A 23,084-nucleotide genomic window follows, 5' to 3' on the forward strand; every position below is an offset into this window, starting at 1 on the left:
AGCTCCTAACTTACTTGGCTTTTAATTCTGCCAAAATACTAAATGGATTCGGTTTAATTACCTCATCCTCTGCGTCATCGGTAGACGATGCGTACTTTAAAGCTGCTGGGTTGCAACCACTTTCTTCATGATAAGCGACTATAGGCAAAGCAAGAATTAATTCTTCCTCTACCAGTTTTGATAGAACCACCTCTCCATTAGTCATGACAATTGGGTCATATTCTTCAGGTATTTTTTTAGCATGATCTTCGTCATAAACAAAAGCCAAACTTAAATCAATATCCAAATCGAATGGCACAGGCCCAAGACATCTTTGACAGATGATTTGAACTTGTGTTTTTAGATTACCCATCGCAATATAGCGCCGATCTTCGTCAACTTTAAAGTTCAGATGAACAACAACATCCCCAACATCTGACGCCAAGGCAGCACAAAGATCCTTAAACTGGTTAAGGGGCAAAGTCCCACTGATAGAAAGCTCATTGCTGGCTTCTTTTCGAGGATCAAAATATTTAGGTAAAGAGTCATTCAACATGGCGGCAAATAATATTGACATGTGCCACGGTTGTCAAAGCATGATTGTTTTAAATTCATCTTTTTTATGCTTTTTTTCGAATTAACATGTAAATTACTCAACTTTAGAGCTTCATAACTTACAAAAGGGATAAATACAGTGTTGCCCACTCTTATCTTAGCGTCCTCCTCTATCTATAGAAAAGAACTATTAAATCGACTTCGATTGGATTTTCAGTGTATATCTCCCTCGATTGACGAGTCTCGTTTACCAAATGAGCCCGCATCGGCACTGGTCACTCGGCTCGCCATAGAAAAAGCATCAGCGGTTAAACAAACCCTAAAAGACGACTCTATAATTATTGCATCCGATCAGGTGGCCTTATTAAACGATTGTATTTTAGGGAAGCCGCATACTACTGAAAACGCAATAAAACAATTATTAGAATTTAGCGGAAAGAAAGTCACTTTTTTAACCAGTTTATGTGTGCTCAATTCAAAAACCAATCGGACTGAAATGTCGATAGATGAGTACCACGTCTACTTTAAAGCGCTGTCACTAGAGGAAATCACTAATTACGTTTTACTAGAACGCCCTCTAGATTGCGCGGGCAGCTTTAAGTGCGAAGGACTGGGCGTTGTATTATTTGAAAAAATGGAAGGCAGTGACCCAAACAGCCTTATTGGATTACCTCTTATCTCCTTATGCAAGCTGCTCAAAAGACACAACATCAACCCCTTACTTGACTCGGAATCTAGAACAAACATCAACAAAACCTGAAATACGTTAATTAAAGAAGAAGGTTAAAGCAACTTTATTCCTCATAAAGCACAATTTATCAGATCGCATGCTTTATGAGGAAAGCCCATTCTTCTTTAATTACATTAACGCAAATCCAGCGTGGATATTAACTCCACCATAACACCAACACCTACAGACTTCGCAAACTCTTCCCAAGGCTTTTTATACGGCTCAAAATATATAGCATCCAAACCTTCAAATTTTTGACCTAAGACCTTGTGATAACTTAATAAGCCATCAGACAACCCTAAAGTGACAGATTGAGCCCCAGAAAAAACCATTCCTGAAAATATCTCCTGATTTTCTTGCAGTTTATCGCCACGGCCGTCTTTTACAGCTTTGATAAATTGTTGATGCGTCTCATCCAAAACAGACTGCCACTTACCTTTTGCGTCTTCCGACATCGGCACAAATGGATCCATAAAGGCTTTATTCTCCCCTGCCGTAAAAGTTCGGCGCTGGATCCCAACCTTTTCAATTAACCCAGATAAGTCAAATCCAGAGGAAATAACACCAATTGATCCAACTAAACTGGCTTTATCCACATAAATCTCATCTGCGGCAGCAGCGATGTAATATCCACCTGAAGCCACCACATCTTCCACAACAACAATAACAGGGACAGATGGATACTGTATTTTCTTTTCATTAATTGCATCGTAAATAATACCAGAATGAACAGGACTCCCTCCTGGGCTGTTAAGACGAATTACAACACCTTTCAGAGAGCTTTCGCTGTAAGCATCATTTAACAGGTCAATAACAACATCGGAATCAATTTGCTCACCCGCCCCAATAACACCATTTAAAGGCAATACTGCAACAAATGGTTTATTAAGCCCTGTTTCTACGTACTCTGTTTTACTAATAGATAAAAAAATCACACCTACAAACAACGATAGAAAAGCAAATCGAAAAAATATCTTCCACCGTCTTGCCCGTCGCTTTTCTTGAACATTTTCTAGCAACACCTTTTCCAACAAGGTGATTACAGAACGATCTTCCTCTGCATTTTTTTCGCCTTCATTACTTGGCGCCGCATGACTCTCAGCATCATTTTCAACCTGTGATGGCACACTCTCATGTCGCAATTTATCTTCTTCCTCTGTCCAACTCATACCATTTTCTCTATTACGTCTATTAATTCAGCAAAGTCATCCAGAATAATCACAGGATCACATTTAACCAGCCTATCCTTTGTATGCGCACCGTAAGAAACACCAACCGAAGGCATTCGAATATTTTTCGCCATCATCAAATCGTATTCGGTATCCCCCACCATTACAGCTTCTTCAGCAGAGACACCCAGCTCATCCAACAATTCTTTTAACATATGTGGGTTAGGCTTTGATGTTGTTTCATCCGCACAACGTGTAGCGGAAAAATATTTCTGAGTATCAGTGGATAACAAAGCTCTATTTAACCCTCTTCTACTTTTGCCCGTTGCCACCGCCATCATGAAACCTTTATCAAGCAAGGTATCAAGCGACGCTAAAACACCACTATAAGGCAAAGGAGAATCATGATCTCCTGCCATAAACAAGGTCTTATAGCGCTCCACCACTAAAGTTTGATTTTCCTTTGACTCCTCCGGCCAAACCGACTCTATTGCTTCAGTCAAACCCAACCCAATAATATCCTTAATATCATTAGCGGCTCGAAAAGCAACCCCAACATCCTTACCTGCTTTCATCATACATTGGCAAATCATATCAATTGAGTCAAACAAGGTTCCATCCCAATCAAAAATCACTAATTTAATCATTTCACCCCTTAATTTTTTCATTATAAAACAGGTACTATAGGTAACACATTACAATATGGAGCCTATTTATGACCGCAAAGCTAGATATAAACACATTCTCAATTGATCAAACATCTGAAGTTGAAAGTACAGTCACAAAAGAAAATGTACAGCTTTTTGCACAAGTCACAGGGGACACCAACCCAGTTCATTTAGACGAAGAATATGCCGCCTCGACAAGTTTCAAAAAACCCATTGCTCACGGCATGCTAACCGCTGGCTTTATCTCTGCTGTTATTGGCACAGCACTTCCTGGCCCTGGATGCATTTATTTAGAACAAAGCCTAAAATTCCGCGCTCCCGTATATATTGGCGACACAGTGATGACTCGCGTAACAATTACAGACATCAACACTCGACGTAAACGGCTAACAATCAAAACAGAATGCATCGTTGACAGTAAAGTCGTCGTAAATGGTGAAGCCATTATCATGATACCAGCGTAACGACGAATAACATCCCGGTAACATTAGCCATTTCCTTTTCATAAAATGAGACCTGTGCCCAACATTTGAATTAACAACATCACATAGAGGCCTCATCTCATAGGAAATCGATTAGTTAGAATGGACTGGGGTTAATGCCATATTCATCAGGTCTCGCCATTGATCATCTAATGGCGCTTCCAATAAAACCCTCTCATCTAATAAGTTTAAATCCAACCGAGTTGCATGCAAACAAAGCCGTTTAAACCCTAACGACTTGGCCAACTTCAACTCATCATCTGAGGAGTACTTTTCGTCACCTACAATAGAGTGCCCAGCATACTGAGCATGCACCCTAATTTGATGCGTTCGACCTGTCACAGGCTCACATTCAATTAGACTAAAGCCTTCAAACTGACGAACCAGCTTAAACCGAGTCAAAGATTCCTTTCCATCTGTATGGACTTTTACAACACGCTCACCAGACTTCAACTCATTTTTAAGAAGTGGCGCATTTACTTGCAACTTACGCTTTGACCAACTGCCATGCACTAAAGCCAAATACGTCTTTTGAATACCTTCTTTCTCTCTTAGCGCAGTATGCAGCTCTTTTAAGACCGCACGTTTTTTTGCCACCATGATCAAACCAGAAGTATCACGATCGAGTCGATGCACTAGCTCAATAAATTTCTCATTCGGTCTCATTTGACGAATCACTTCAACTAAACCAAAACTTAGACCACTTCCCCCATGCACAGCCAAACCAGATGGTTTATTAACGACTAAAAGCTTCTTATCTTCAAAAACAATTCTATCGTCAATCTCATTTTTCAAACGGTCTGAAAGTATGGGTTTATCTGATGCTGGCTCAATTCGAATCGGTGCAATTCGAACAACATCACCGGATTGCAAACGCACTTCAGGTTTAACACGTTTTTTGTTGATTCTTACCTCACCTTTACGCAAGAGGTTGTATATCCTCCCTTTAGGTACGCCTTTAAGATGAGTCATTAAAAAATTGTCTACTCTTTGATCATGATTATTTTCATCAATGGTGACAAATGTGACTTTAGAATAGTCGGTATTATTTCGTTCTGAATTGGACATAACCAAAGAATGGTTTCCTTTATAATTGAAGCACTTAGTTTTTACTGTTATATTCTATACCGCAGAGGGTAAGAGGCACCAAAACGCCTCGAAGAACAAAAGAACTTACACAAAGAACACAGCTGGAGCGACACTCCGGTCACCTATCTTACCTCTGTATACAGTAAGCTTAAATAATAAACCGCTTGATTCGGAAAAAACCTTGTCAAGATTAGGTAAATGTCATCCTTGGCTACGCAAATGCGATGTCTCTAGTTTTAAATATTCATGAGACCTGCTCAAGGATTAACGTTTTGTTACTATTAAAAGGTATTGATCGCATAAAATCGTTTCCTTCAACTCCATAAGAAACGCAAGGCGCACTCCATTACCCAAGAAAGCCAACGAAATACGATCCTAAAATAGGACTTTAATCCATATTTTGGACATTTAACTCGTCTTTATAAGGTGAACCGACTCGGCCATAAAGAGTTCACACTTAAATGATAAGAATGCTAATTAACGCAACTCAACAAGAAGAGCTGCGAGTCGCCCTAGTTGACGGCCAACGTCTATATGATCTTGACATCGAATCTGGTTCTCGCGAACAGAAGAAATCCAACATTTACAAAGGCAGAATCACTCGTATCGAGCCTAGTCTTGAGGCCGCTTTTGTTGACTATGGTGCAGAACGCCATGGCTTCCTTCCACTTAAAGAAATTTCGAAAACGTATTTTTCTAAAAGAACAAATCACTCTGACAATCGAATCAACATCAAAGATGTTCTTACCGAAGGCCAAGAAGTTATTGTTCAAGTAGACAAAGAAGAGCGTGGCAATAAAGGCGCAGCACTCACCACATTTGTTAGCCTTGCTGGCCGTTATCTAGTACTCATGCCAAACAACCCTCGTGCTGGCGGCATATCTCGTCGCATTGACGGCGATGACAGAACCAACCTAAAAGAAGCAATGTCAGGGTTAAACATGCCCGACAACGGCGGTTTAATTGTTCGCACAGCTGGTGTAGGTCGCTCTACGGAAGAACTACAATGGGATTTAGACTATCTAAATACATTGTGGTTATCCATCACACAAGCAGCGACAGAAAAGCCTGCCCCTTTCTTAATTTATCAAGAAAGTAACATCGTCATCCGAGCCATTCGCGACTATTTACGCGAAGACATTGGCGAAGTACTGATTGACGAAAAAAGCGTTTATCAAGATGCCATCAATTTTGTTATGCAGGTTATGCCTCATTTCAAATCTCGCATTAAATTGTACACAGATCAAACACCTCTATTTAATCGCTTCCAAATTGAAACTCAAATTGAAACCGCATTTCAACGCGAAGTTCGCCTCCCATCAGGCGGATCTATTGTTATTGACCCTACTGAAGCGCTTGTCTCTATTGACATCAACTCCGCTCGCGCAACCAAAGGCGGAGACATAGAAGAAACAGCACTTCAAACAAACCTAGAAGCGGCAGACGAAATCGCCCGTCAATTACGCCTGCGCGATATTGGTGGCTTAGTTGTTATTGATTTCATCGACATGACACCTATTCGCAATCAAAAAGAAGTCGAAAATCGCATGAAAGATGCCCTAGAAGCAGATCGTGCTCGCGTTCAGCTAGGTCGTATTTCTCGCTTTGGCCTTCTGGAAATGTCTCGTCAACGATTACGCCCTTCTTTAGGTGAAACCAGCGGCATAGTTTGCCCTCGTTGTAATGGGCAAGGTTTTATTCGCGACGTTGAATCTCTTGGATTGTCTGTACTACGACTAATTGAAGAAGAGTGTGCAAAAGAGCGTACCGCACAAATTCGTGCAATTCTACCCGTTTCAGTCGCTACCTTCTTGCTAAACGAAAAACGTACAAACATTGCTAAAATTGAAAAACGCAATCAAGTTCATATTATTCTTGTGCCAAATCCTCACATGGAAACGCCGCACTTTGAAGTTGAACGAATTCGTGACGACAGCACTTCTGTCCTACAAGATGATAGCAGCTACAATCTTGTTGAAGCACCTGTCACACCCCCTTACGAGCCTCGTCAACAAAGCGAAGAAGCTCGACCTAAAGCCGTTGTAACAAGCATTGCACCTAAAGCACCTGCTCCAACACCTGAAGCGCCAAAGGTAACTCAATCAAACATACTAGCGAAAGCAGTGAAGAAAGGTTTATTAAGCCGCATTATTACTGCTTTGTTTGGCTCCAGTGAAACAGAAAGCGCAGTCGAAAAGTCCGCTGAACGACCGAAGCAGAGTACCCCTAAACAAACTACGAGCCGCACTACGAAGAACCCTCGCAACACAGCACGTAATGCAAAACGAAAAGTAAAACACCAAAACACGACTGAGAACGCAGAAGAGGCTCAGGCAAAACCACGTTCAACTCGTCAATCCCGTAGAGAGCAAGCCGAAGAAAGAACTGGACATCACAGAAACAACCCAAAAAACACAAAAGAGAACCGCCGAAGTGACGACTCCGCTAATGACTCTCAGGCAAACGATAAAAGGCCTGCTCGTGCAGAACGGCCAAAAAAGGTCATCCCTGAAATCAATGAGCGTAAACGCGAAAGAAACACAAATAAGCGTCGTAGTGGCAAGCTAAAAGAAGAAGCTCTACTTGCTGAAGAAGCAAAACAACAGCAAATAGACAACAACAAAAAAGAAGAAGCCACTCTTGAAGTAAAAGCCAATGCAAATAAAAATGCAGATGGCCGTGCACCGAGGGAAAAGCGAAACACCAACCGACGCACACGTCGCGGCGGCCCTCAAAATACAGAAAAAGAAACCAGCACAGAAGAAGTACAAACGACTGAAAACGCAGAATTAGCGCAAACGACTGAAAACGCAGAAGTAGCGCAAACAACGCCTGTCGCTGACACACAGACTCCTGAACAAATCACACTCGTTGCTCAAGACAAAGAAGCTCATACATCTCTCTTAGATGAGCTCCAAAATGCAGTAACTGAACCAACGAAAGACGAAGCAAAAGACGAAAAGGATACATCTAAAGTAGAGGTCAACGAGTCTCAAATTAAAACGACTCATGAAGCCACTCAAACAGATAATGCATTGCCTCTTTCAGATGAGACAGCAGCCCAACAAAAAGCAACACCTCAAGCAGAAGAGAGCAATACTAACGCATCAAATAAGGACAACAGCGCTGCTACCACTGCTGAAGCAAAAGCTGAAGAAGCACCTCTAGAAGAAACTTCTAAAAAAGACGCACCTGAAAAAGAAACACCTTTTACAGCAAGTGCTCCTGTAGGTAATAGCTCGGTAACAGATGCTTCACCTGCTGAGAAGACAGAGACAGAGGCTGCAGAATTCACAGTAACAGCCCCTAAAGCAGACGTAGAAATCAACACTGCCGATGTTGTAGTCGCTCCACCCGCTACGATTGAAACAACCTCTACAACTGAAGCGGCAACATCTGTTGAGAACGAGACTCAAGCGATAGCCACAACTGAAACACATGAGAAGACCACTTCAGCGGCAATCACGACTTCGGAAGCAGTCACTCCTCCTTCCACTGGAACGGTTCGTAAGCCTCGCCGTGGTCGTGGTAAGCCAGCACCGCAAACAAAAACAACCAGCGAACCTGTCGTACTTCCTCAATCCATCATTGACCAACAGGAAAAAATAAAGCTAGAACGAGAACTACGTGCTACTGAACACAAACCTAGACGTCAAACTTCAGGTCGAGCGAAAAACGATCCGAGGCTGAAGAGAGAGAAAGAAGAGAACTCAAATGACACTGCAACAGAAAGTATTCCTGAGTAGTTTAATTTGAAATAAAAAAGGGCCCGCATAATGCGGGTTCTTTTTTATCAAACTTCAGTAAACACCTTTATTTAGAGCACAACACCCCTATATAGCAAGTAGTTACCCTTTGTTTTACCTAGACAAAAATTGATCAGGAAAAATACATGATTTTTGCCGACTCTCGTTTTAAAGATTTCAACCTGGTTGGAGACTTATTTGGTGGAGCCACAACCGCCATTGTTTCTCTACCTTTAGCTCTTGCATTTGGTGTCGCTTCAGGAGCAGGCGCAGAAGCTGGATTATGGGGAGCTATTTTAGTTGGCATATTTGCCTCCTTCTTTGGAGGCTCTACTTCATTAATTTCTGAGCCAACAGGTCCAATGACCGTCGTTATGACCGCTGTTTTAACAACCGTGATGGCTGAACATCCAGATCAAGGGCTTGCCATGGCATTTACGGTCGTTATGATGGCAGGTTGCTTTCAGATACTTCTAGGGAAACTCAAACTTGGAAAATACATCACTTTAATGCCATATAGCGTCATTTCAGGCTTCATGTCTGGAATTGGCGTCATCTTAATCATTCTACAGCTCGCGCCTTTTTTGGGGCAAGCAAGCCCAAGTGGTGGGGTTCCCGGTACATTAACAACCCTTCCCTCTCTCCTGAAAAACATGGATTTTGCAGAACTATTTTTAGGCATCGCAACACTTGCAGTGCTTTTTTATATCCCAAAAAGTTGGAAGAAATACGTCCCACCTCAGTTAGTTGCTCTCGTTGTTATCACACTGATCTCTATCGTCCTTTTTGACACAGACTCCATCCGTAGAATTGGCGAAATTCCGTCAGGACTACCATCAATACAATGGCCAACGGTTTCTTTCGACTTGTTAGGCACAATGATTATGGATGCCCTTGTTCTTGGGACATTAGGTTGCATAGACACATTACTCACTGCGGTTATTGCTGACAGCCTCACCCGCAAGGAGCATGACTCCAATAAAGAATTGATTGGACAGGGCATCGCAAATTTGTTGTCCGGCTTTTTTGGTGGTTTACCAGGTGCAGGTGCAACAATGGGCACTGTTGTAAATATTCAATCTGGCGCAAGATCTCCCATTTCAGGCATGATCAGAGCCTTGATTTTATTATTTATTGTCTTATGGGCCGCCGAGTTAACTCAACCTATCCCGATGGCTGTATTAGCAGGCATTGCTCTTTACGTAGGATTAAACATACTCGATTGGAGCTTCTTAAAGCGCGCTCATAAAGTGGCTTGGTCCCCAACAATTATTATGTATGGAGTAATGATTCTCACAGTTTTTGTGGACCTAATGGTCGCGGTAGGCATAGGCGTTTTTATTGCTAACATTATAACCATTGAAAAACTCAGTCGCATCCAAGAAGGAAACATTAAATCCATCAGCGACGCTGATGACGATGTTCCACTAAATAAGCAAGAAAGAGCATTGCTAGACCAAGCTGAAGGCAAAGTACTTTATTTCTATCTGTCTGGCCCAATGATCTTCGGCGTCAGCAGAGCCATTGCAAGACACCACAACGCAACCACTCACTATAATGCAATAGTCATTGATTTAAGCGATGTTCCTATGATGGACTTAACGGTAGGACTGGCACTAGAGAATGCGATTAAAGATGCACTAGAGACTAACTGTAAAGTCTATATTTTTGCACCCAACGAACAAACAAAAGAAAGATTACACAAGCTTGGTGTAAATAAACAACTTCCTGAAAGTGCCTTTGTAGACTCTCGATTAATCGCTCTAGAGAACGCCCTTACCTGCGTTGAATCAAAGGAAGGAGAAAGCTAACCTTTATTGCAATTAATTAGATGGAAGAGAGCCTAGCCCAACAAAATAGGCTCTCTCTCAAGTTCGACACCAAACTGTTGCTTAATATCTTCAATGATTGTGTTTTGCAAAATGATTAAATTATCTGCCGTTGTTTCTGAATAATTCACCATCACCAAGGCTTGCTTTGCATACACTCCAACTCCCTCGAAGTGTTTTCCCTTCCATCCAGCTTGATCAATTAACCAACCTGCGGCCAATTTCCAACAATCCCCCTGTGGATAAGACACCACATTAGGATGCAGCATTTTAAGTTTTTGATACGTTTCATCAGTAACAATGGGATTCTTAAAAAAACTTCCCGCATTCCCCAATTCACTTGGATCAGGCAGCTTAGATCGCCTAATATCAGACACTCTCTCAAACACTTCAAGAGGCGATGGCATTGCCGATGAAAATTCGCCTTCATGGAAATAACTTAATATAGGCTTCGCTTTTTTCGATAAAGAGAGGCGCAGAGCAGTAATAATGTGAGTAGACTTCCATTCGTGCTTGAACCGACTCTCCCTATAAGAAAAATGACACGCCTCGGCGTCCACCCAAGATAATTCCTTCGTCTCGAGATGAAATACCTGAATCTCTTTCAAGGTGTCTTTTATCTCAACACCATATGCCCCAATGTTTTGTACTGGCGCAGCACCTGCCGTACCTGGTATTAAAGCTAAATTCTCAATGCCGTACCACCCTTCTTGGACACTTGAACGAACAACATCATGCCAATTTTCTCCAGCAGCCACCTCAAATAGACACTCATCAACCCCCTGTGCAGAAAAAGACCTTCCCTTTAAAGCATTCACAGCGACAATGCCTTTTATATTACCTTGTATAAGAAGGTTGCTGCCTGAACCAATAACAATCAAAGAGCATTGGCTGGTCGTTACCCACTCAGACAATTCAATCAAATCATCAAGGGTATGAATAATACAGAAATACTCTGCACGGTAATCAAAACCAAATGAATTATAACGCTGTAAAGAATGGTCGGTAAGAATACTAAGGGACATAATCTACTTATTTTGAGGCTGGTCAAGAAAGTTTAAAAAATTGGTTGATAGCTCAACCAGATGATCAGCCATTACTTTAAACATTTCATCACCATCATAATAAGGATCCTTTACAGAACCTAAAACACTCATCCCTGGCAATTCTCCAAAGAGCACTACTTTATGATGATAGTGAACTGGAGCCATGTTAATTAAGTTCTGATAGTTACTTCTATCCATAGCAAGTATCCAATCAAAGAATTCAAAATCGCTTTGTTGAACCTGTCGAGCCTTCTGCTGACTGATATCAATTGAACGCTTTTTCAACTCTTTAATGGAGCGTACATCAGGCGCGGATCCAGTATGATATGCTGCTGTCCCAGCTGAATCCAATGTAAGCGTAAAGCCCTTTCTAGAGGCAGAAACATTTTCAAGTATTCCTTGAGCCGCAGGGGATCGACAGATATTCCCTAAGCACACTGTTAGCACTTTTATCGATTTCATTTTTTTGAATCAATATCCAAACGCTCGTCCGTTGTTAATGTACGAGCCTCTGTTTCTAGTAATACTGGAATACCGTCACGAATAGGATACGCAACTCCACCCATTTTACTGATTAGCTCTGTTCCTTCATCGTTTAATACAAGCTGAGCTTTTGTGACAGGACAAACTAAAATATCAAGTAGTGCTTTATTCATTTTGAACTCACCTTTGTAAAATTTGATAATGCATTTATCAAATTAAATTTAAAATCATCATTTAACTGTAACTTTATTCTAAGATACCAAACATCAGGGTTACTAAAATCAAGAGCAAGACATTTCACCGCATCCTTTTCCGTCATAACAACCGCGCCATGCATAGGAATATCCTTAACCATAAGTTTATAGTGATCAGGCAGCCAGTTAGTCGTAAAACCTTCCCGTAGCCCTAACAACAATAACGTATTTAAAAAACGATTAGGGTTCCCAATAGCCGCCATCAAATGCCAACTAATTTGTCTTTGAAGAATGCTTAAGCCGGCCACCTCACCCGTCTTCAGATTGACTAAATCCACTGCGTCAAGCTGCAAACAAGAGAATCTTTCAGCCAAATTTTGTGGCATATACTCCGGTACAACAGAAGACTGGTTAGACTGAATCACACTCGTAATAAAGTTAACTTCCTTCAATCTCTCAATAGGCTCACGAAGCGGCCCTACTGGTAGAAGTTCACCATTACCAAAACCACGCTCATAATCAACCATGACAATTTCAATGTCTCGATTCAACGCATAATGCTGTAATCCGTCATCACTAATAACAACATCAACATCGCATTCTTTCAGGAGTTTTTCTAACGCTTGAACCCTTTGACGACCAATAACAACTGGACACTGAGTACGTCTTGTTAACATTAGAGGCTCATCACCAACTTGATGAGGAGACGATGATGAATCAACTCGCAATGCCTCTTGATTTTTTGATCCGTATCCTCTGGATACAATGCCAGGGGAGTATCCCTTTGATTGCAAAAACTCACACAAGGCAACCACCATGGGCGATTTACCCGTACCGCCAACAGTAATATTACCTACAACAATAACAGGGACTGGAGACTGAAAAAGTAAATCCTCAGAGTCAATAAAGTCCTGTCGCTTCTTTTTTACAAATCGACGAACCAATGGCATTAGAGGATAAAAACATTTTGTCCAATGACTCTTACCATACCAAGACGCATTAAATAATGTTTCAAGGCTCACTGCGCGGTTTCTCTTTCCGCTGTATGGGCCAGCTTTGTGAACCCTAACTGAGTAGCTGCATCATATACTTTCATCACCATTTCATAAGAGGAGTTTGCATCTGCTGTAATAATTAATGGTAACTGATTGTTGCCTTCTGACGCTTCATCCAACCCTAATTTCAATGTGTCTGCACGACCATTTATTAGTGTTAGCCCATTAATAACGTATTGACCATCAGAAGTAATCACAACTTCTATTTGCTCATTACTCACAGTCACAGGATCACTAGAAGTCGCCGTTGGCAGATCAATAGTCAGCTCCGTACTTTGTTTAAATGTCGTCGTAACCATAAAGAATATAAGCAGTAAAAAAACAACATCAATTAATGGCGTTAAATTAATGTTTACTTCATCCATCTTTTGGCGGCGGAACTTCACTTTCTCACTCCTAAATTCGCAACATCCCTGTCTCCGTGAATCACTTCCACTAATTTGGTCGATTGCTGCTCCATTGTAACAACAAGCTCGTCAATACGCCGACTAAAGAAACGGTGGAAAATTAAAGCAGGAATTGCAACACCAAGACCTGCTGCAGTCGTTAAGAGCGCTTCCGATATCCCACCAGCCAATAGCGCTGTATTACCCGCACCTTCTGCCATTAAAACAGAAAACACCTTTATCATACCTACTACTGTACCTAACAAACCCAATAAAGGGGCAACTGCAGCAATAGTACCTAAAGTATTCATAAATTTTTCTAATTCATGAATAGCATGACTTGCCGCTTCCTCCACACTTTCTTTCATAATATTACGGCCATGTTTTGAATTCATTAAACCCGCTGCAAAAATAGACCCTAGCCCAATTTCGACTTGTAAGTGTCGAATTCTCTCAACCGTTAACCTATCTTCTCTAAGCATGCCTAAAATTTCAGACAATAAATTGTGAGGCGCTACTTTGTTTCGCCTCAAAACCCAAAAACGTTCAAAGATAATTGCCATTGTAATAATTGAACAAAGTAGTAGTGGCCACATAAAAAAACCACCTGACTTAATAAAATCCAGCACGCTTAGCTCCTTCCAAAATTTGCCTTTAATTTATCATATTCTCAAAGATTTCAACACGTTTACAGAGCGTTTGATCTTCACTTAAAGATAAAAAATGGCATTCTGAAAAACGAATATCTATAGAGTCACTGTATTCTTCTAATATAAGATTTTGATTTAGCCCAATTACTAACCAACCAACTTTTAGCGCCTCCAACCTACTCTTAAGTTTTTCACTTGGAACTAAGCTAAAAACAACCACATCTGGAGACACAGCAAATAAAACATTTGATGTTAGCTTCTCTTGAGCATCAGGCCATAGCAAAAACACAACGCTATTATCCAATAACATAAATCGATTAACATAATCATCCAATTCATACTTCCCCGAAAACCAACCTGTACTACTTTTTCTCCACTCTCTCTTTTCTTTCGAAGCATGCCTAAGATCTTTTGCCAATAACACCACATCATTATTATCATTTTTTAACATAATAACTTGACTTGGACACAGTAAATTACCCCATGAACAGAAGGTAAAAGGAGTCAAGAATGTATTGGTTCCAATCAATAAAAAAGTCAACACCATAGAAAGCGTAATACAAAATGACCTCCAATTAAAAAACAAAACAGAAAACGCTAAAGGGAGGATCGCCAATACTTTAAACAGCATTGGCAATATCTGATTCAACTTAAGTAACGGATAGTCAAACACAGTGATTTTAAGCAATTCAAATACAAATAAGACAACCGTATCCACTATTGTCATTAAAAAATATGAATCAAACAACATGGATTCGATTACAGCAAAAAAGCCAACCGGAAACCAAAAAAAAGCAGTAAAAGGAATCATCAAGAAGTTGATTAGCATGGTGTAAATAGAAATGTAATCTTGCCAACCTGCAATCATTATAAGTGCACCAACACTCAGAACCACTTGAATCCCTCCCAATCGATAAATCAAACTTAAAGGCACGCGGCTCATATGAACAATCAAGAAAACCAACACAAACGAAAGCCAGAGGCTAGGTAGATACACGCTATCTAAATCCAAAATCACTATAGAAATAAATGCAATCCAAAGCAATTTACTTACACGCACAGAATAATGAAAGGCATGAACGACATTCCACACCAGCAGCATTATACTGGCTCGACTAATGGCAGGAGCCCAACCGATCAATAAACCATACCCAACAATCAAAATACTCCCAACACCTACTTCCAAGATTTTCTTTGATGGCACATAGATCAACCACTGGCTAGGAATAACACACCAACACCACCTGATTAACATTCGCAAAAGCGCATACAAAAAACCAACATGCAAACCAGAAACAACGAAGAGATGACCAACTCCTACAGCCTGAATAACCCATTTTTCAGACTGATCAATGTGATTTTTAGCACCAAACAACAAAGCTCGACTGAAACGCCATGATTCAAATTGCCAAAATGCATTGTCGATACCACTTTTTATTGATATTAAAAAGTGCTCTATTGCAACCAAACGGTCACATATAAAAACAATACTATTAACTAACTCATTGAACTTTTGATACATATAGACACAAATTAAATGCATAAAAATGAAAAACAGTAATTTCATCTCCTGCTCAAGTCTGTCTCTTTGGTATATTAAATAGAGACAGAGCAAGAAGATATAAGTAGAATAGATGTACTCGAATTCGCTGGGGACAATGACCGCCCCTGTCCATAGAAACAAATGTTGCAACATACAACCTCCATGTTGTTATGGCGACTTTTAATTACAGCCTCAGTATGCCAAAGCGTTACTTCAAAAAACTCATTCCAAACCCTGAGAAGTTAAAATCCAATAAAACACTGGCTATTTTAGGTTCTAAAATATACGACCAAGATCTATGGCACCTTAATAGGAGATCTGTAGCTAAAGCTTTTTTTGTCGGGCTATTTTGGGCATGCATTCCAATACCTTTTCAAATGCTTGCCGCCGTTTTTTGCGCTGTGCCGTTTAAAGCCAACATCCCACTGTCTATCTCTCTTGTATGGGTAACCAACCCACTAACTATGCCGTTTGTTTTTTATGGCAACTACCTTGTCGGTACGCTTTTCGTCGGAAGCCATACAGACAAAGCATTTCAAATGTCCATCGAATGGATCTGGGATAAAATAGATCATATTTGGCTCCCTTTGTACGTTGGTTCCATTACGACAGGATTTATTATCGGAGCACTTTCCTACATTGCGATTTTAGTATTATGGCGACTGCACGTTATAAAACGCTGGAAATTACGACGTCCACCTAAAAAGAAGTAAAGAGCCTTCCTCCTCTTTACTTCTTTCAATATTATTTAATTCTATCCAGCTCTCCCAGAGACAATCTATAAGCAGAATCTACCCACGACAGCATTTTTTCATCATGAGTAACAATAAGAAAAGCCATGTTTTGACTTTTCTTCAACGATTGTATTAAGTTTTGAATTTCCAGTGCTGTTGTTTCATCCAAGTTCCCTGTTGGCTCATCCATTAAAACGCACGAAGGATTATTAATCAAAGCTCTTGCGATCGCCACCCTCTGCCTTTCTCCTCCTGAAAGCTGGGACGGCCTATGCGTTAAGCGCTCCGACAAACCAACTTGAGACAAAAGCGCCATCGATTTTTCTTTCGCTGTTGCGCTTTTTTCTCCTGCGATCAACATCGGCATCATCACGTTTTCCAAAGCAGAGAACTCTGGTAATAGATGATGCAATTGATAGACAAAACCCAACTCTCGATTTCGCTGTTTTGACCTTTGCCTATCATTCAATGTCGACCAATCTTTGCCCGCTAGACTAACGCCTCCTGAGGAAGCAAGATCCAATCCAGCAAGCAAATTCAATAACGTTGTCTTACCAGATCCTGATGCACCCACAATGGCGGTTGTCTCCCCTAGCATCAAGCTAAAATCAATCACCTTTAGCACATCAACCAAATGCTTTCCATCTGAATAAGACTTAGACAGAGCACTGCACTGCATGACAATAGAATGATCATTCATAGCGCAATGCCTCAGCAGGTTCTATTCTAGACGCTCTCCAAGCAGGGTAAAGCGTTGCGCACACTGTCATAATAAATGCTGCAATGACAATAATTTTCACATCTCCCCATTGAAGCTCTGAAGGTAAATAACTTATAAAATACACGTCCGCATTCAAAAACTGCATATCGAGCACACCTTCAACCCAACCAATGATCCCACTAACATTCAAAGCGGCAGTCACACCAAGCACAACACCTAATAAGGTTCCAAGTAAACCAATGAATATTCCTTGAATCACAAAAACCCACATTACTTGCCCAGACGTCAATCCCATCGTTCTTAAAATAGCAATATCGGTTTGTTTATCCGTTACTACCATGACCAATGTAGAGACAATATTGAAAGCCGCTACCGCTACAATCAACAACAGAAGAAGTGCAATCATGGTTTTTTCCATTTGAATCGCTTGGAAAAGATTGCCATGCGTACGCGTCCAATCACTCACTCTATTTTGACCAGGCACAACTCTTGCAATTTCCCATATACGAGAAGGCGCCACAAAAAGATTATCAAACGATACCCTCAATCCCTCAACTTGACCTTTAGGTAAACGCTTCAGCTTAGCCGCATCTCGAATGTGGGTATACGCAAAACTACTGTCAAGCTCTGCTCCAACCTTAAAAGTCCCCACAAGGGTAAAACGCTTTAGCGTAGGGCTCACGCCCGCAATCGAAACACTGGCTTCAGGTAGAAGGGCTGTCACTTTATCACCGACCTTAACTCTTAAACTTTGGGCCAATTGTTCGCCTAAAATAATACCGAAGGACACACTATCAAGATCGGATAACTTACCTTGGGTCATGCTTTGAGAAATAATAGAGACTTTTTCTTCAAATTTAGGATCAATACCATTCATTAAGGCACCATGAACACCCGACTTAGATTGAAACATCACCTGAGCCTGGGTATGAGGGGCCACACCAATAACGTTCGGTTGCTGCATGATAATCTCTGACACTGACTGCCAATCATCTAGAGCAGGCATGCCCCAAAGCGTCGCATGTGGCACCATACCTAGAATTCGCTGTCTTAGCTCACGGTCAAACCCATTCATTACAGACAATACAGTAATCAATACTGCAACTCCTAATGTCAGACCTGTAATAGAAGAAAAACTAATGAATGAAATAAAATGATTGGTTCGTTTAGCTCTCGCGTAACGCAACCCTATTCTCAATGGCAATAAATTAATCAATCTAATCCCTTTTTCCTGTAAAAACGGGAGGCGTTATTTGCCTCCCGTTATGTCGTCTTATCACTTATAGCCTAATCGTAGGCTTATGCTGGAAACTCCATACCGATTCTGCGACCAATTTCTTCATAAGACTCAACAACATTACCTAAACCTTGTCTAAAGCGGTCTTTATCCAACTTTTCACGTGTTTTACTGTCCCATAAACGACAACCATCTGGAGAAAACTCATCCCCCAAAACTACCTCACCATGAAACAATCCAAACTCTAACTTATAATCAACAAGCATCATACCACCACTAGCAAATAACGCTTTTAAAACATCATTCACTTTATAAGTCAGCTCTTTTGCTTTTGCCAGATCGCTTGCATTAGCCCAACCAAAAGACTCCACATGTGATTCATTGATCATTGGATCACCCAATGCATCATTCTTCAAAAACAGCTCAAATGTCGGTGGATTAAGCTCTTGACCTTCTGTGACACCTAAACGACGACACAAACTGCCTGCAGCTACGTTGCGCACTACACACTCAATTGGCATCATATCCAGACTTTTAACTAAAGACTCCGTATCACTCAAACACGCTTCAAAGTGCGTAGGGATACCTGCTTCTTGTAATTTGTCCATGATAAAAGCATTGAACTTATTGTTCACCATGCCTTTACGATTAAGCTGCTCTATTCTTTTTCCATCAAACGCCGAAGTGTCGTCGCGGAATACGAGAATCATCTTATCAGGGTCATCTGTACGAAATACAGACTTCGCCTTACCTGCATAAAGCTCTTGTCGCTTTTCCATTATTAGGGCTCCGAGTAAATTCTATTATGAGAGGTTAATTTATAAAGCGTGACATAACTTGATATGAACGTAATTCAGGGTAATCGACATCAGTAAAGTCAATAACCAAAAATTTGCCTAACGTATTTTCATCAAGATTAAAATTGTAAATTTTTTCATCCCATTCAACATCATCAAGATTACGTCTTCGACCTTTTATTGAGCTAGACGAAGATAATTCTTGATTCAAGAAGGGAATCTTTAAATTAACAATGTCTCCAATTTTGGGCAGCTCACTTTCGGGCTTTAATGCCAAAGTATTAGGAGAGGTTGATAGCAGATAAAGGTTTGCTGATGAGATTAACTCTTCAATTGATTTATTCATGTCGCGATCTTGAATTCTAAAAACAAAGTGCCCTTTGTGATCAACCCACAGAGCCGTTGTATTCGACATAGATTGATTTGATAGAAACGCTGTATTTTCACTTAGTTGTCGACCAAATACTCCCCACAACCGAACAACAGTCGATTCTACAAATCTGCTGTCCGTGGGACTCATCCAAGAAGAAAACTCACCGTCAGATTTTTCCTCTCGGAATCGTACCTGTATTTTAGTCCCGACATTGTGTTCAGTTAACGTAAACTCTAACACCGTACCAGTGGAAGGCAACTGAGTAATCCAGCGCCAAATAGAAGCCAACTGACCTTTACCACTCGCCTTTAAAAGTTTTGTTTCGATACGTCCATTTTCATTTAGTCTAATAGGGTTACCGTCACCATAAAGAGACGTTAAAAAGTTGATTAAAATATTTTCAGTAACGGACACATTCGCTGGAATAAACAGTTGGTAGTCTATCTCCGTTGGCTCAATATGAATGGACGTTAATGAATGGAAAACAGATGGAGGCTTAGGTATTTGAATGGAGTCCCATTCACCAACATGATCAATGCTCTTTTCATTCGGAATCCTCAAAACATCAATAGGCTGAACAGAACCTTCAGGGTATTTTAAAGCAACCGTATTAGCCTTAGATAATTTATAGTCTTCACGATGATCATCTATTACATCAAAGCTACTACAACCCGACACAATAAAACATAACACAGTACCAAAAGCACACTGTTTAAACATTATATAGCAATCCCTGAACGCGACATGGCATCTTCAAGTTGAGAACGGTATTCTTTCGAAAGTGGGGTCAAAGGTAAACGAATTCCCTCCCCACACAAACCCATTTTATGAGCAGCCCATTTAACTGGAATTGGGTTTGCTTCAACAAACAAACTTTCATGCAACGCTGTAATTTCGGCATCAATCGCTTTGGCTTTTTCTGGCTGATTGGACATCGCATACTCAGCCGCTTGTGCAACTTTTTTTGGAGCAATATTGGCCGTGACTGAAATATTTCCTTGTGCACCAGCAATCATCAAATCAACAGCAGTTCCATCATCACCTGAATAGACTGCAAATTGATCGGAAACAGCCGTAATCAATGACTGTCCTCTAATCACATCGCCTGTTGCATCTTTCAAACCAACAATGTTTTTAATTGTAGACAATCGAAGAACCGTTTCATTTGACATATCGCAGGCCGTTCTGCCAGGAACATTATAAAGAATCTGAGGAATATCAACAGCCTCAGCAATGGCTTTGAAATGCAAAAACATACCCTCTTGAGTAGGTTTGTTATAATAAGGGGTTACGAGAAGACAGGCATCCGCACCCGCTTGTTTTGCTCTTTTCGTAAGATCGATAGCCTCATGAGTAGAATTAGCGCCTGTACCCGCGATAACCGGTACACGACCTTTAACTAACTGCACGACCTGACGAATAACATCTGCATGCTCTTCATAATTCAGAGTTGCTGACTCACCTGTGGTTCCCACAGCCACAATTCCATGTGTACCTTGAGCAATATGAAACTCGACAAGCTCGTTAAGTTGGCTTTTATCAACAGAACCATCGTCCATCATCGGGGTAATTAAAGCGACTAAGCTACCTGTAATCATTCAGAGTCTCCAAAAAAAATAACGGAACATATAGTACCGTCCACCATGATTGGAAACAATAACAGTAATACGTAAAGCCTTGTAAATAATTGATTGAAAGTGCACTTTTTAGCACTATAAACATAGACACACATGCTTTAATCATTTTTTATTCAATATAAGGTCAATTTCTATGTCATTACTTGTTGGTCAAGACGCTCCAAATTTCACATCGAAAGATCAAAATGGAGAACCGATATCACTTACAGACTTTGCAGGGAAAAAAGTCATACTCTACTTCTACCCCAAGGACTCTACACCGGGCTGTACCGCGCAGGCAAAAAACTTACGCGATAATTATGACAAGTTAAATGATAAAGGCTATGTCGTACTTGGAGTCAGCTCAGATCCAGAGAAACGCCATCAAAACTTCATTAAAAAGAATGAGCTTCCATTTACTTTAATCAGTGATGAAGACAAATCGGTGCATGAATTATACGGCACTTGGCAACTTAAAAAATTTATGGGAAAAGAATTTATGGGGACAGTAAGAACAACATTTATTATTGATGAGCAGGGAAAGATTGAAAACATCATCAACAAAGTGAAAACAAAAGAACACAGCGAACAAATTTTGTCACTTTAAAGTAACACCAACCAAATAACGCCTTTTCATAAGCGCGTTATTTGGTTTTATACCTACTCTAAAGACGAGGCAATTCAGCCAAACTTTCTTTAGGCCACGCATTAAGAATGGCTTTCACTAAGGTTGCTAGCGGAATCGCAAAGAAAACACCCCAAAACCCCCAAATACCACCAAAAAACAGAACAGCGACGATAATGGCTAATGGATGTAAGTTAACCGCCTCAGAAAACAACAAAGGAACCAACACGTTACCGTCTAGCGCCTGAACCACTAAATAGGCAACCACCACATAAATAAAATGGTTATCATTTATCCCAAACTGATAAAATGCAACCAATACTACTGGGATAGTAACCGCAGCAGCACCAATGTAAGGAATTAATACAGAAAGCCCTACCAACAAAGCCAGCAATTCAGCATATCTCAAGCCAAATACAACAAAAACCATATAAGTGACAAGTCCAACTACAAACATTTCTATAAATTTACCCCGAATATAGTTCGCAATTTGATCATTCATTTCTTGCGCTATATTTTCCATCATGCTGCGCTCTTTTGGTAACCAACCAGTACACCAAAGCATTATTTTGGCCTGATCTTTCATTAAGAAGAACATAACCAAAGGCACCAATACCGCATAAATAATAATAGAAAATAACGAAGGTATGCTAGACAAAGAAAACGACAAAAGCCATTGCCCTACATTAGTTAATTCAGAAGCGAGGTCATTCAAAACATCATCGATAGAACCTTGGCTAATAATTGGGTTTGCACCTTCAGAAAGTAAACGAAGAAGCTCTTGTAACTCAACCAACATTCTTGGAACATCATTTACTAAACGTACCGATTGCTGCCATATAATAGGCACCATAAGCCCAATAAAAACACCACAAGCAATTAAGAACGAGAAAAACACTAAAGAAACCGAAAAAATATGACTAATACCTATTTTCTTTAATTTCTCTACAATTCCTTGCAACAAAAAGGCTAACACAATTGCAATCAATACAGGGGCGAGTATATTACCAAGAAAAAAGAGTCCTCCGATGATACCAATTAACAACAAAAGAAAGATGACGGCTTCCTCATCAGAGAAATAACGCCTAACTAAGCTATCAACTATCTTTAACATATCACTCCACTTCTAATTTTTACGGATAACAAAAATAAACTCATTCCCTTCCTCTTTTTGCTCTAGAAGAGACGACTCAGTCAAGCTCAAATAATATGGAATGTCTCTTTTCGACCCCACATCTTTTGCCACTATGCACAAAACGCCTGCTGGACTCATTTTCGCCAAAGCCATTTTCATTTTCAATAAAGGCATTGGACATCGGTCATCTCTAGCATCGACCAATACATCGTATTTGTGTATTGTGTTTACACACATAAAAC

Annotated in this window: 24 protein-coding genes; 6 read left to right on the forward strand and 18 right to left on the reverse strand. The window is 40.4% G+C overall.

The genetic code is table 11. From position 1 onward, the window contains the following. Positions 1-10: 10 nt before the first annotated feature. Positions 11-556 (reverse strand): YceD family protein, encoded by a 546-nt coding sequence (locus ACMUMJ_RS09255; RefSeq protein ID WP_414678551.1) that lies wholly within the window; start codon positions 554-556, stop codon positions 11-13. Positions 557-673: 117 nt separating this feature from the next. Here ACMUMJ_RS09255 and ACMUMJ_RS09260 point away from each other — a divergent pair, with 117 nt between their 5' ends. Next, complete coding sequence (locus tag ACMUMJ_RS09260; RefSeq protein ID WP_414678552.1) at positions 674-1,294, forward strand: Maf family protein; 621 nt, start codon at positions 674-676, stop codon at positions 1,292-1,294. Between the two features lie 104 nt (positions 1,295-1,398). On the opposite strand, the gene ACMUMJ_RS09265 is transcribed toward ACMUMJ_RS09260, so the two are convergent. Both ACMUMJ_RS09265 and ACMUMJ_RS09270 read right to left on the reverse strand, forming a co-directional pair. Then, positions 1,399-2,433, reverse strand: coding sequence for a S49 family peptidase (locus ACMUMJ_RS09265; RefSeq protein WP_414678553.1), 1,035 nt, complete (start codon positions 2,431-2,433; stop codon positions 1,399-1,401). After that, positions 2,430-3,080, reverse strand: a complete 651-nt coding sequence (locus ACMUMJ_RS09270; protein ID WP_414678554.1) for an HAD-IA family hydrolase — start codon at positions 3,078-3,080, stop codon at positions 2,430-2,432. Before ACMUMJ_RS09270 ends, ACMUMJ_RS09265 begins: the two co-directional genes overlap by 4 nt. Positions 3,081-3,148: 68 nt before the next feature. On the opposite strand from ACMUMJ_RS09270, the gene ACMUMJ_RS09275 reads away from it, so the two are divergent. After that, positions 3,149-3,565, forward strand: coding sequence for a MaoC family dehydratase (locus tag ACMUMJ_RS09275; RefSeq protein WP_414678555.1), 417 nt, complete (start codon positions 3,149-3,151; stop codon positions 3,563-3,565). A 111-nt stretch (positions 3,566-3,676) separates the two neighbouring features. Here the strand turns inward: ACMUMJ_RS09275 and rluC are convergent, their stop codons facing one another. Then, positions 3,677-4,651 (reverse strand): 23S rRNA pseudouridine(955/2504/2580) synthase RluC, encoded by a 975-nt coding sequence (rluC, locus tag ACMUMJ_RS09280; RefSeq protein WP_414678556.1) that lies wholly within the window; start codon positions 4,649-4,651, stop codon positions 3,677-3,679. Positions 4,652-5,133: 482 nt separating this feature from the next. Here rluC and rne point away from each other — a divergent pair, with 482 nt between their 5' ends. Both rne and ACMUMJ_RS09290 read left to right on the forward strand, forming a co-directional pair. Next, positions 5,134-8,418 (forward strand): ribonuclease E, encoded by a 3,285-nt coding sequence (gene rne, locus ACMUMJ_RS09285; protein WP_414678557.1) that lies wholly within the window; start codon positions 5,134-5,136, stop codon positions 8,416-8,418. 146 nt (positions 8,419-8,564) lie between these two features. Beyond that, positions 8,565-10,229: a SulP family inorganic anion transporter gene (locus ACMUMJ_RS09290; RefSeq protein ID WP_414678558.1), complete on the forward strand. Its 1,665-nt coding sequence runs from the start codon at positions 8,565-8,567 to the stop codon at positions 10,227-10,229. Between the two features lie 32 nt (positions 10,230-10,261). On the opposite strand, the gene murB is transcribed toward ACMUMJ_RS09290, so the two are convergent. From murB to ACMUMJ_RS09325, 7 genes are read right to left on the reverse strand one after another with little or no spacing between them, the layout of a single operon-like run. Continuing rightward, a complete protein-coding gene (gene murB, locus ACMUMJ_RS09295) occupies positions 10,262-11,272 on the reverse strand; it encodes a UDP-N-acetylmuramate dehydrogenase (protein ID WP_414678559.1) in 1,011 nt (336 codons plus the stop codon). 3 nt (positions 11,273-11,275) lie between these two features. Further along, positions 11,276-11,755: a low molecular weight protein-tyrosine-phosphatase gene (locus tag ACMUMJ_RS09300; RefSeq protein WP_414678560.1), complete on the reverse strand. Its 480-nt coding sequence runs from the start codon at positions 11,753-11,755 to the stop codon at positions 11,276-11,278. Next, the gene (locus ACMUMJ_RS09305; RefSeq protein ID WP_414678561.1) at positions 11,752-11,949 is read right to left on the reverse strand and encodes a Trm112 family protein; all 198 of its coding nucleotides are present in this window, start codon (positions 11,947-11,949) and stop codon (positions 11,752-11,754) included. The genes ACMUMJ_RS09300 and ACMUMJ_RS09305 overlap by 4 nt, the downstream gene beginning before the upstream one ends. Continuing rightward, entirely contained in the window at positions 11,946-12,992 is a 1,047-nt protein-coding gene (gene lpxK, locus ACMUMJ_RS09310) for a tetraacyldisaccharide 4'-kinase (protein ID WP_414678562.1), read from the reverse strand. Before lpxK ends, ACMUMJ_RS09305 begins: the two co-directional genes overlap by 4 nt. Further along, on the reverse strand, positions 12,989-13,411 hold the full coding sequence (locus ACMUMJ_RS09315) for an ExbD/TolR family protein (RefSeq protein ID WP_414678563.1): 423 nt from the start codon (positions 13,409-13,411) through the stop codon (positions 12,989-12,991). The genes lpxK and ACMUMJ_RS09315 overlap by 4 nt, the downstream gene beginning before the upstream one ends. Continuing rightward, a complete protein-coding gene (locus ACMUMJ_RS09320; RefSeq protein WP_414678564.1) occupies positions 13,408-14,040 on the reverse strand; it encodes a MotA/TolQ/ExbB proton channel family protein in 633 nt (210 codons plus the stop codon). Before ACMUMJ_RS09320 ends, ACMUMJ_RS09315 begins: the two co-directional genes overlap by 4 nt. Positions 14,041-14,065: 25 nt before the next feature. Further along, positions 14,066-15,757 carry a ComEC/Rec2 family competence protein gene (locus ACMUMJ_RS09325; protein ID WP_414678565.1) on the reverse strand — a complete coding sequence of 564 codons (1,692 nt, stop codon included), beginning with the start codon at positions 15,755-15,757 and terminating at the stop codon, positions 14,066-14,068. 17 nt (positions 15,758-15,774) lie between these two features. On the opposite strand from ACMUMJ_RS09325, the gene ACMUMJ_RS09330 reads away from it, so the two are divergent. After that, positions 15,775-16,317 (forward strand): DUF2062 domain-containing protein, encoded by a 543-nt coding sequence (locus tag ACMUMJ_RS09330; protein ID WP_414678566.1) that lies wholly within the window; start codon positions 15,775-15,777, stop codon positions 16,315-16,317. Between the two features lie 31 nt (positions 16,318-16,348). Here the strand turns inward: ACMUMJ_RS09330 and ACMUMJ_RS09335 are convergent, their stop codons facing one another. The 5 genes from ACMUMJ_RS09335 to dapA form a co-directional block, all read right to left on the reverse strand. Beyond that, positions 16,349-17,038 carry an ABC transporter ATP-binding protein gene (locus ACMUMJ_RS09335; protein ID WP_414678567.1) on the reverse strand — a complete coding sequence of 230 codons (690 nt, stop codon included), beginning with the start codon at positions 17,036-17,038 and terminating at the stop codon, positions 16,349-16,351. Then, positions 17,031-18,275, reverse strand: coding sequence for a lipoprotein-releasing ABC transporter permease subunit (locus ACMUMJ_RS09340; RefSeq protein WP_414678568.1), 1,245 nt, complete (start codon positions 18,273-18,275; stop codon positions 17,031-17,033). Before ACMUMJ_RS09340 ends, ACMUMJ_RS09335 begins: the two co-directional genes overlap by 8 nt. Positions 18,276-18,358: 83 nt before the next feature. Continuing rightward, positions 18,359-19,075 (reverse strand): phosphoribosylaminoimidazolesuccinocarboxamide synthase, encoded by a 717-nt coding sequence (gene purC, locus ACMUMJ_RS09345; protein WP_414678569.1) that lies wholly within the window; start codon positions 19,073-19,075, stop codon positions 18,359-18,361. 34 nt (positions 19,076-19,109) lie between these two features. Beyond that, positions 19,110-20,186, reverse strand: a complete 1,077-nt coding sequence (locus ACMUMJ_RS09350) for a hypothetical protein (RefSeq protein WP_414678570.1) — start codon at positions 20,184-20,186, stop codon at positions 19,110-19,112. After that, entirely contained in the window at positions 20,186-21,064 is an 879-nt protein-coding gene (gene dapA, locus ACMUMJ_RS09355; RefSeq protein WP_414678571.1) for a 4-hydroxy-tetrahydrodipicolinate synthase, read from the reverse strand. Before dapA ends, ACMUMJ_RS09350 begins: the two co-directional genes overlap by 1 nt. A 172-nt stretch (positions 21,065-21,236) precedes the next feature. Here dapA and bcp point away from each other — a divergent pair, with 172 nt between their 5' ends. Next, entirely contained in the window at positions 21,237-21,689 is a 453-nt protein-coding gene (gene bcp / locus ACMUMJ_RS09360) for a thioredoxin-dependent thiol peroxidase (RefSeq protein WP_414678572.1), read from the forward strand. Between the two features lie 58 nt (positions 21,690-21,747). Here bcp and ACMUMJ_RS09365 read toward each other — a convergent pair whose 3' ends face one another. Beyond that, a complete protein-coding gene (locus ACMUMJ_RS09365) occupies positions 21,748-22,821 on the reverse strand; it encodes an AI-2E family transporter (protein WP_414678573.1) in 1,074 nt (357 codons plus the stop codon). Positions 22,822-22,833: 12 nt separating this feature from the next. Then, a complete protein-coding gene (locus tag ACMUMJ_RS09370; protein WP_414678574.1) occupies positions 22,834-23,079 on the reverse strand; it encodes a sulfurtransferase TusA family protein in 246 nt (81 codons plus the stop codon). Positions 23,080-23,084: the final 5 nt, after the last annotated feature.

It is taken from the genome of Marinomonas phycocola (genome assembly GCF_047525455.1).
GTDB lineage: Bacteria > Pseudomonadota > Gammaproteobacteria > Pseudomonadales > Marinomonadaceae > Marinomonas.